We start from the raw sequence: 10,309 nt of genomic DNA on the forward strand, positions 1-10,309 counted from the left end.
GTCTTGCGACAAGGGCGTTTCTATCGTCAAAGCGGTCGAAAAATGCCCGCTATCAGCCTGCTCGACGCAACAACCAGAGCCCCGCCACAGCACAAACACCCGCCGGCAGCAGCACCGAAAGCAACGGTGGGAAGCCGAATACCAGGCTGGAAGGCCCCAGCAAATCCTGGACGATACGGAAGGTGAAGCCCACCAGCACACCGGTGAACACACGCTGGCCGAGAGTTACCGAACGCAATGGACCGAAAATGAAGGAAATGGCCATCAGCACCAACGCGGCAGTGACCAACGGCTGCAAGACCTTGACCCAAAATGCCAGCCAGTAGCGGCCATTGTTCAGCCCCTGATCTGCCAGATAGTGGATGTAGCCCCACAGACCGCTGATCGACAGTGACTCCGGCACCATGACCACGGTGTTCAGCAACTGCGGGCTCAATGCGACTTCCCAGCGCTCGTCCAGGGTCGAAACCACTTCGGTGCTGCGCTCGTGGAACAACGTGGTCGTGACATCCGTCAACTGCCAGTGATCCTTGTCGAACTCGGCACGCTTGGCGAAGCTCGCCGACAGCATGTGCCGTTCGTTGTCGAAGCGATAACGGGTCACGCCATACAGGATGCCGTTGGGTTGCACCGAGTTGACGTGAATGAACTCATCGCCCTGGCGGTGCCACAGGCCGTGCTTGGCGCTTTGTGCATCACCGCTGCCCTGGGCCAGCGAGCGATTGGCCTGTGCGGTGGTTTCGGCAGGCGGCGCGATGTACTCGCCGACCAACACACCGGCGAGCATCAATAGCAGCATCGGTTTCATGACCGCCCAGACGATCCGGCCGATCGACACACCAGCGGCACGCATGATGGTCAGTTCACTGTTGCTGGCCAGGCTGCCCAGACCGATCAGGCAACCGATCAGCGCGGCCATCGGCATCATTTCGTACATCCGGCGCGGTGCGGTCAGCGTCACATAACTCAGAACATCGACCAGGGTGTAGGTATCGTTGACTTCACTCATCTCGTCGATGAAGGCAAACAGTGTCGCCAGACCAAGAATGATCCCGAGCACCGCCAGAATCGCAATCAACACACTGCTACCAATGTAGCGATCCAGCTTAACCACGGGCCACCTCCAGCGCGCTGCGGCGACTCGCCCTCTTCAAACGCAGGGGCTCCCAATAAAGCAAGCCCAGGCCAATGACCAGGAAAATCCCGTGCACCCACCACAAGCCCAGTACCGCCGGGATCTTGCCCTTGTCGAGGGCACCGCGAGCGGCAATCAAAATGGTCAGGTAAAGCATATAAAGAAGAATCGCCGGCAGTAATTTGAGGAATCGGCCCTGGCGCGGGTTGACCCGCGACAGCGGCACCGCCATCAAGGTCACGATGAACACCAGCAATGGCAGTGACATGCGCCATTGCAACTCGGCGCGCAGGCGAATGTCTTCACTGCCGATCAACTTACTGGTCGGCATCGCATCACGGTCGGTGACTTCGTCGCTGACGTCCGGCTTTGGCAGCAGCACACCGTACTCGTCGTACTTGATCGCCCGGTAGTCGGCCTGCCCCGGATTACCGTCATAGCGATAGCCGTTATCAAGGATCAGGTAGCGGTTGCCGTCCGGGCGAATTTCCTGACGCCCCTTCTCTGCCACCAGGACAGAAATTCCGCGATCCTTGTTGTTGGAACTGATGTTCTTTTGCGAGATGAACACACCGCCGAGATTGACGCGGTCATCCGTCATGCGCTCAGTATAGGTGACCCGGGTACCGTCACGCAGGGCCTGGAAGCGCCCCGGCTCCAGGGTATCGAATTCGGTCAGGGCATCCTGCTTGTTCAGCAGCAGTTGAAACTGGTTGGCCCCCTGTGGCGCCAGGCTCAGGCTCAGCCACGCCACGATCAGTGCAACCAGGGTGGCCGGAAACATTGTCATCCAAACCAGCCGCTGCTGGCTCATGCCGGTGGCCGAGAGCACGGTCATTTCACTTTCGAGGTACAGGCGCCCGTAGGACAACAGGATCCCGAGAAACAGCCCCAACGGCAGGATCAGCTGGAGGAAGCCCGGCAGACGAAAGCCCATGATCAGGAACAGCGACCCCGGATCCAGCAGCCCCGAGGCCGCCTGGGCGAGGTATTTGATGAAGCGACCGCTCATGATGATGACCAGCAGCACGGCGCTGACGGCGCTCAAGGTCAACAGGACTTCGCGGGATAGATAACGGAAGACGATCAAACCAGACACTCCAGGGTTGTCAGGCTAAGGCGGCCAAACAAGCAAACGTATCGGACAGCCCGCAAGGCAGAGCCGCCGAAAAAAGATGGCGCATTATCCTGTGATTGGGTGCACCTGTCACTGCGCAATGCATTGGGGGTAGGTGTAGGAGCGAGCTTGCTCGCGATGGTCGTCAACGATTACGCGATAAGCCTCAAACCCCGAGACGGCCTCAGGTTCTTCGCGAGCAGGCTCGCTCCTACAATCGTACAACCGAGGGTTGTCAGCCGCCGGTAGCGAGGTTCAAACTGCGGCCTTTGTCGCCGGTCGATCCCGGCGCCTTTCTTTTTATAGGCAAGTGACGCACATACGGTGTCGGGCGCTTGCGTGCTAACCATCAATTCAGGGACCCGGACATGGAACTGGTTGTAAAAAGCGTCAACCCGGAAACGTTGAAGACCGCCACGCTGGTGGTTTCCGTTGGCGAAGGCCGCAAGCTCGGTGCGGTGGCCAGACAACTCGACGAATTGAGCGGTGGCGCAATCAGCGCAGTGCTCAAGCGCGGCGACCTGGCCGGCAAGGTTGGCCAGAGCCYGTTGCTGCACAGCCTGCCGAACCTCAAGGCCGAGCGTGTGCTGCTGGTGGGCGTTGGCAAGGACGACGAGTTGGGTGACCGCCCGTTCCGCAAAATCATCGCCGGCATCCTCAACACCCTGAAAGGCCTGGGCGGCAGTGATGCGGTGCTGGCCCTGGACGAAATCGTGGTCAAGGGTCGCGACAGCTACGGCAAGACCCGTCTGCTGGCGGAAACCCTGATCGATGGCGAATACCAGTTCGACCAGTTCAAGAGCCAGAAAGCCGAACCCCGCGCCCTGAAGAAAATCACCCTGCTGACCATCAAGGCGGCTCAAGCTGAAGTGCAGCGCGCCGTGGCCCACGCCACTGCCATCGCCAACGGCATGGCTTTCACCCGCAACCTGGGCAACCTGCCGCCGAACATCTGCCACCCGACCTTCCTCGGAGAGCAGGCGAAAGACCTGGGCAAAGAATTCAAGGACCTGAAAGTCGAAGTCCTCGACGAGAAGAAGATCAAGGCCCTGGGCATGGGCTCGTTCTACGCCGTCGGCCAGGGCAGCGCCCAGCCGCCGCGCCTGATCGTCATGCAGTACAACGGCGGCAAGAAATCCGAGAAGCCGTATGCGCTGGTCGGCAAAGGCATCACCTTCGACACCGGCGGCATCAGCCTCAAGCCGGGCGCCGGCATGGATGAAATGAAGTACGACATGGGCGGCGCCGCCAGCGTGTTCGGCACCCTGCGTGCCGTGCTTGAGCTGAAGCTGCCGATCAACCTGGTGTGCATCCTGGCCTGCGCCGAAAACATGCCGAGCGGCAACGCTTCGCGCCCGGGCGACATCGTCACCACCATGAGCGGCCAGACCGTGGAAATCCTCAACACCGACGCCGAAGGCCGTCTGGTGCTGTGCGATGCACTGACCTACTCCGAGCGCTTCAAGCCGCAAGCGGTCATCGACATCGCGACCCTGACCGGCGCCTGCGTGGTCGCGCTGGGTTCCCACACGTCGGGCCTGCTGGGCAACAACGACGAACTGATCGACCAACTGCTGAGCGCCGGCAAGGCTGCCGACGACCGCGCCTGGCAACTGCCGCTGTTCGATGAGTACCAGGAACAGCTGGACAGCCCGTTCGCCGACATCGCCAACATTGGCGGCCCGAAAGCCGGCACCATCACCGCGGCCTGCTTCCTGTCGCGCTTCACCAAGAACCTGAACTGGGCGCACCTGGACATCGCCGGCACCGCCTGGACCAGCGGCGGCAAGGACAAGGGCGCCACTGGCCGCCCGGTTCCCCTGCTAACCCAGTACCTGCTGGACCGCGCCAAAGCCTGAAACCGATGATGGGCGGCGGCGTCACTTTCCGGTGACGCCGTTTGCCGCTCTGGAACCGCAATGACCAAAGTCGACTTCTATATCCTGCCCAGCGCCGATCCTTCGGCACGCCTGGACTTTGCCTGCAAGCTCACCGAGAAAGCCTGGCGCATGGGCCACCGCATCTACCTGCATTGCAGCGATGCGGCCCAGCGTGACGATCTCGATGCGCGGCTGTGGACGTTCAAGGGCGAAAGCTTCGTGCCCCATGGCCCTGCCGACAGCGAACCTGACGGCTTGATTGTTTTGGGGGTGGGCGATGACTGCGGTCAGCATCAGGATTTGCTGGTCAATCTCGACCTGAAAGTCCCGGCCTTCGCCAACAGGTTCGCCAGAGTGGCGGAAGTGGTGGTGGAGGATCCAACGATCAGAGCGGCCGCGCGGGAGAGTTTCCGTTTCTACCGCGAACAGGGCTATCCTCTGCAAGATCACCGTTTACAGCGACTCTGAGCCTTCCAATGGACACTCCAAAACCGCTGCAACAGTCCGCGCACCTGCTGGACGACCTTGAGTCGATCCGCCAATTGCTCGGCGATGACAACCTGCAACCGCCCCTGCTGACCGACACGGTCGAGGACGGCGACCAGGAACAGATTCCGATGTTGTTCGACGCCGTGAGCGAGCCTTCGCCACCTGTCGAACCAACACCTGCTGCTCCCGCCGTAGAACCGGCAGCGACGCCAGTCGCCAGCAAGAAGCCGGACGACTTGCTGCACCTGGACAGCGAATTGCGCGCTGCCGCGGAGCTGATCATGCAAGACGTGATCGACGACTTCGCTCCGCATATCGAAACCGAAATCAAACGCCGACTCAGTGCACGGCTTGAGCGGTTGTTGAGCCAGTACAACGACTGAACAGCTTGCGGTGGGAGCTCGCTCCCACAAAAAGCTCCCCGCCACAGGTTGAATCTTCAGGTACTGAGATAGCGCCCGATCAACGCGATCCCGCTGGCAAGTACCAGCCACGTCACCAGGCGTATGAACGCCTCGCGGGACAAGCGCATGGTCAGCCTTCGACCGAACCACAGCCCCAGCACCATGGCCGGCAACAGACAAACCGCCAGCGCCAGCAAGGGCAGATCGGCATACACACCGGCGATGGCAAACAGGCTCAAACGCACCACCGTACTGCAACTGATCAGCGCACTCTGGGTGGCCCGGGCCGCCTCCTTGGGCAAACGGCTGTTCAAATAGATCGCATAGAGAAAGCCGCCGCTGCCAAACAACGCGCCAAACATTCCGCCCACCGTCCCCATCGGCAGCGCCCATACGGCAGACAATTGCGTCGGGCGGGTTTTGATCCACAGGCTGTAAATCGCATAGGCGCTGATAAACACCCCCATCAACAACAGCAACAGATCGGACTTGAGGTTCAGCAGGAAAATCACCCCCAGCGTGCACCCCACCGCCATGCAGGGCAGTAACCGCAACAGCTCCGGCCTGGCGACATCACGCCGCGAAGGCAACAGATTGCCGAATGCCGCGACAAAATCGAGCAGCACCAGCAACGGCACGATCTTCGACAGCGGCATGAACAGAATCAGAATCGGCCCCGCCACCAGCGCGGTGCCGAAACCGGCGATGCCGAACACGATGTAGGCCAGGGCGATGCCCGATGCGATCACCAGCCAGTCCACCGCGCCAAAACTCCATTGACCCAACAAATCAACCAACATTTCACCCAATCCCTGTAGGAGCTGCCGAAGGCTGCGATCTTTTGATCTTGCCCTTTCAAGATCAAAAGATCACCCGAGCGCGGACCGAGCCTTCGGCAGCTCCTACAAGGGATCGTGCATTCAGTTGGAAAATGCCTTTAAACTGCGCCCCATGATTAAAGATCCCTTTTCAAGACTCGGCCTGGACCGTGAGGTCCTGACCGTCAGCCAGCTCAATGGCCGCGCGCGGGTGTTGCTCGAAGACGTGTTCAGCAACATCTGGGTCGAAGGTGAAATCTCCAACCTCGCCCGTCCGGCTTCGGGCCATGTGTACTTCACCCTCAAGGACAGCGGCGCCCAGGTCCGTTGCGCACTGTTCCGGCAGAACGCGGCACGGGTTCGCCAGGCACTGAAGGACGGGCTCGCGGTCAAGGTGCGCGGCAAAGTCTCGCTGTTCGAAGGGCGCGGTGATTATCAGCTGATCCTCGATACTGTGGAGCCGGCCGGTGATGGCGCCTTGCGCCTGGCCTTCGACGCACTCAAGGAAAAACTCAGCGCCGAAGGCCTGTTCAGTGCCGAGCGCAAGGTCCCGCTACCGGCGCACCCGCAACGCATCGGCATCATCAGTTCGCCCACCGGGGCGGTGATCCGCGACATCATCAGCGTGTTCCGCCGTCGCGCACCGCAGGTGCAGTTGACCCTGATCCCCACCGCCGTACAGGGCCGCGAAGCCACCGCGCAGATTGTCCGTGCCCTGAAACTGGCAGATGCCCGGGGTTTTGACGCACTGATCCTGGCCCGGGGCGGCGGTTCGCTGGAAGATCTCTGGTGCTTCAACGAAGAAGCCGTGGCCCGCGCCGTAGACGCTTGCGTGACGCCGATTGTCAGCGCGGTCGGCCATGAAACCGACGTGTCGATCAGCGACTTCGTGGCCGACGTTCGCGCGCCCACCCCTTCCGCTGCCGCCGAATTGCTGGCACCGGACYCCAGCGATCTGGTGCGTCGGGTCGAAAGCCTGCACCGACGGTTGGTGATGCGCATGCGTGACCGCTTGATGCGCGATCGACTACGCCTGGAAGGCATTTCCCGGCGCCTGCGTCATCCCGGCGAGCGCCTGCGCCAGCAAGCACAACGCCTGGATGACCTGGACATGCGCATGCGCCGCGCGTTCGAGCGCAGCCTCAACACCCGTCGCGAACGCTTGATCCGCCTGGAAACCCGTCTGGCCGCACAACATCCCGGCCGGCAACTGGCAATGCTTCGCCAGCGCCTCGACAGCCTGGCCGAGCGCTTGCCGCGCGCCATCCGCGAAGGGCTGAAGAACCGTCGCCTGCAATTGCACAGCCAGATGCAGACACTGCATGTGGTCAGCCCGTTGGCGACCCTCGGCCGTGGTTACAGCATTTTGCTGGACGAGCGCGGCAACGCGATCCGCAACGCTGCGCAAACCCATAACGGCCAGCGTCTCAAGGCCAAGTTGGGCGAAGGCGAACTGCAAGTGCGGGTCGAAGACAATCACCTGACGCCTGTCACCCTTTCTTTACTGGATTAATCTATGCCGCGTTTTCTCAGCGTCCTGTTTCTGCTATGCCTGACGTTCAATGCCCACGCCGACAGTTACATCACCCGCCTGCTGAACAAACCAGTGCCCGGTGGAGTTGCGGTGGTCAATCTAGGCCCGTCAGCACAAGCACCAAAAGTCAGTTACCAGGGCAAAGCCGTGCTGGTGGTCAAGGAGCAGGACGACTGGCTTGCGATTGTCGGCGTCCCCCTGACCGTCAAACCCGGCAGTCAGCAGATCAGCAGCGGCGATCGCAACCTGGCGTTCAACGTCGGTAGCAAGAAGTACCCCGAACAGCACATTACGTTGAAGAACAAGCGCCAGGTCAATCCGAACCCGGACGATCAGAAACGCATTGATCAAGAAATCCCTTTGCAACTGGGTGCCTACCGAAGTTTCAGTCCCAATACCCCCAGCAACCTGYTGTTGGACAAACCCGTTAACGGACCACTATCGAGCAAGTTCGGCGTACGCCGGTTCTTCAACGGCGAAGAACGCAATCCCCATGCAGGACTGGATTTCGCCGTGCCAACCGGTACCCCGATCAAGACCCCCGCCGGCGGCAAAGTGATCCTGACAGGCGACTACTTCTTCAACGGCAACACCGTATTCGTTGACCACGGCCAGGGTTTTATCAGCATGTTCTGCCACATGTCGAAGATTGACGTAAAAGTTGGCCAGCAACTGGCCCGAGGGGAAGTGGTGGGGAAAGTCGGTTCGACCGGCCGCGCGACTGGGCCGCACTTGCATTGGAATATCAGCCTCAATGAGACTCGGGTGGACCCGGCTATTTTCATCGGCGCATTCCAGCCATAAATGTCACGATGTGGATTGCGCATGACGAACTGTCTGCGCAATACCCATAAACAATCCCATAGAAACAGAAGATAAAATCTCGCAAAAAAAGACTTTTCGAGTATTCCTCTCAATTTTTTTCGACTGCTTGCCAACCTTCACCCCCGCGGTTAGGGTTGAAGGCATGAAAACCTCTCACACCCTCATTCAGCTCCGCCAGCACCGCAGCCTGTGCCTCGTCAGTGCACGACTGCCGGGCTGAATCGTGGTGCCTCGTCCCAAGCGTTACTCCAAGAACTTTTGATCCACCGGCAGGCCGCCTTTTTTCGGCCCACACAATAAGGATTTCCTGATGAGCATGCTCAAAGACCCGTCTTCGAAATACCGCGCGTTCCCGACCATCGACATTCCGGACCGCACCTGGCCGTCGAAAACCATCACCGCCGCGCCGATCTGGTGCAGCTCCGACCTGCGTGACGGCAACCAGTCGCTGATCGAGCCGATGGACGCCGTCAAAAAGCTGCGCTTCTGGAAAACCCTGGTGCAGGTCGGCGTGAAGGAAATCGAAGCGTCGTTCCCGGCCGCCTCGCAAACCGACTTCGACTTCGTTCGCACCCTGATCGAAGGCAAACACATCCCGGACGACACCACCATCCAGGTGCTGACCCAGGGTCGTGAAGACCTGATCGAACGCACCTTCGAATCCCTGCGCGGCGCGAAGAAAGCTATCGTTCACCTGTACAACGCGACCTCCCCTTCCTTCCGCCGCATTGTCTTCAACCAGGACAAGGACGGGGTCAAGGCCATCGCCGTGAACGCCGCCAAGCTGTTCGTCAAATACGCGGCCATGCAGCCGGACACCGAGTGGACCTTCGAATACTCGCCAGAAACCTTCAGCGCCACCGAAATGGAGTTCGCCAAGGAAGTCTGCGACGCGGTGATCGAAGTCTGGAACCCGACGCCCGAGCACAAGATGATCCTCAACCTGCCGGCCACGGTGGAATGCGCGACGCCGAACATCTATGCCGACCAGATCGAATGGTTCGGCCGTCACATCAACCGTCGTGACAGCGTGATCATCAGCCTGCACACCCACAACGACCGTGGTACTGGCGTTGCCGCCACCGAACTGGGCCTGATGGCTGGCGCCGACCGTGTCGAAGGCTGCCTGTTCGGCAACGGCGAGCGTACCGGTAACGTCGACCTCGTGACCGTGGCCCTGAACCTCTACACCCAGGGTGTGAACCCTGAGCTGGACTTCTCCGACATCGACGGCGTGCGTAAAGTCGTCGAAGAGTGCAACCAGATCCAGGTGCACCCGCGTCACCCGTACGTCGGCGACCTGGTGCATACCGCGTTCTCCGGCTCGCACCAGGACGCGATCCGCAAGGGCTTCGCCCAGCAGAAACCGGATGCACTGTGGGAAGTGCCATACCTGCCAATCGACCCGGCCGACATCGGCCGCAGCTACGAGGCGGTCATCCGCGTCAACAGCCAGTCGGGCAAGGGTGGTATCGCCTACCTCCTGGAACAGGAATACGGCATCAGCCTGCCGCGTCGCATGCAGATCGAGTTCAGCCAGGTCGTGCAGCGTGAAACCGACCGCCTGGGTCTGGAAATGACCGCCCAGCAAATCCACGCATTGCTGCACAGCGAGTACTTGCAGGCCAACACCCCGTACGCGCTGGTCAGCCATCGCCTGCAGGAAGAAAACGGTCACAGCGCCGTTGAAGTGGAAGTGGCCAGCCAAGGCCAGGGCGAGACCAACCTGCACTGGCGCGGCAAGGGCAACGGCGCCCTGGAAGCGCTGGTGGCCGGCTTGCCGGTACCGGTGGAAATCATGGACTACAACGAGCACGCCATCGGCGCGGGCACCAATGCCAAGGCCGCGGCCTACATTGAACTGCGTGTGAACGGTGAACGTGCGGTGCATGGCGTCGGCATCGACGAAAACATCACCACCGCCAGCTTCAAGGCCCTGTTCAGTGCGCTGAACCGTTCGCTGAGCCAGCCGGAAGCGAAAGCTGCCTAAGCGTCGCTGAAATGCAAAAGGCCTCAAGGTGCGAACCTTGGGGCCTTTTTATTTGTCTGCCTGTTTTTGTGTTGATTGTCCCGGCCCCATCGCGAGCAAGCTCGCTCCCACAGTGAC

9 protein-coding genes are annotated in these 10,309 nt (G+C 60.6%); 6 read left to right on the forward strand and 3 right to left on the reverse strand.

All coding sequences use genetic code 11. The annotated features are described in order from the left end of the window. Positions 1-52: 52 nt before the first annotated feature. Together lptG and lptF are read right to left on the reverse strand one after the other, a co-directional pair. On the reverse strand, positions 53-1,114 hold the full coding sequence (gene lptG, locus AC1DVH_RS09195) for an LPS export ABC transporter permease LptG (protein WP_477753520.1): 1,062 nt from the start codon (positions 1,112-1,114) through the stop codon (positions 53-55). Then, positions 1,107-2,225, reverse strand: coding sequence for an LPS export ABC transporter permease LptF (gene lptF, locus AC1DVH_RS09200; RefSeq protein WP_477753521.1), 1,119 nt, complete (start codon positions 2,223-2,225; stop codon positions 1,107-1,109). Before lptF ends, lptG begins: the two co-directional genes overlap by 8 nt. A gap of 395 nt (positions 2,226-2,620) precedes the next feature. Here lptF and AC1DVH_RS09205 point away from each other — a divergent pair, with 395 nt between their 5' ends. Genes AC1DVH_RS09205 through AC1DVH_RS09215 form a run of 3 tightly spaced genes read left to right on the forward strand, consistent with a single transcriptional unit; the run spans position 2,621 to position 5,004 of the window. Continuing rightward, positions 2,621-4,111, forward strand: a complete 1,491-nt coding sequence (locus AC1DVH_RS09205) for a leucyl aminopeptidase (RefSeq protein ID WP_477753522.1) — start codon at positions 2,621-2,623, stop codon at positions 4,109-4,111. Between the two features lie 60 nt (positions 4,112-4,171). Then, positions 4,172-4,600 (forward strand): DNA polymerase III subunit chi, encoded by a 429-nt coding sequence (locus AC1DVH_RS09210; protein WP_477753523.1) that lies wholly within the window; start codon positions 4,172-4,174, stop codon positions 4,598-4,600. 8 nt (positions 4,601-4,608) lie between these two features. Next, a complete protein-coding gene (locus tag AC1DVH_RS09215; RefSeq protein ID WP_477753524.1) occupies positions 4,609-5,004 on the forward strand; it encodes a DNA polymerase III subunit chi in 396 nt (131 codons plus the stop codon). Between the two features lie 56 nt (positions 5,005-5,060). Here AC1DVH_RS09215 and AC1DVH_RS09220 read toward each other — a convergent pair whose 3' ends face one another. Next, complete coding sequence (locus AC1DVH_RS09220) at positions 5,061-5,825, reverse strand: sulfite exporter TauE/SafE family protein (protein WP_477753525.1); 765 nt, start codon at positions 5,823-5,825, stop codon at positions 5,061-5,063. A 151-nt stretch (positions 5,826-5,976) separates the two neighbouring features. On the opposite strand from AC1DVH_RS09220, the gene xseA reads away from it, so the two are divergent. From xseA to leuA, 3 genes are all read left to right on the forward strand, one after another. After that, positions 5,977-7,356 carry an exodeoxyribonuclease VII large subunit gene (xseA, locus tag AC1DVH_RS09225; RefSeq protein WP_477753526.1) on the forward strand — a complete coding sequence of 460 codons (1,380 nt, stop codon included), beginning with the start codon at positions 5,977-5,979 and terminating at the stop codon, positions 7,354-7,356. 3 nt (positions 7,357-7,359) lie between these two features. Continuing rightward, on the forward strand, positions 7,360-8,181 hold the full coding sequence (locus tag AC1DVH_RS09230) for a peptidoglycan DD-metalloendopeptidase family protein (protein ID WP_477753527.1): 822 nt from the start codon (positions 7,360-7,362) through the stop codon (positions 8,179-8,181). Between the two features lie 331 nt (positions 8,182-8,512). Continuing rightward, positions 8,513-10,192 carry a 2-isopropylmalate synthase gene (leuA, locus tag AC1DVH_RS09235; protein ID WP_477753528.1) on the forward strand — a complete coding sequence of 560 codons (1,680 nt, stop codon included), beginning with the start codon at positions 8,513-8,515 and terminating at the stop codon, positions 10,190-10,192. Positions 10,193-10,309: the final 117 nt, after the last annotated feature.

Source organism: Pseudomonas sp. P4_C3 (assembly GCF_056402075.1).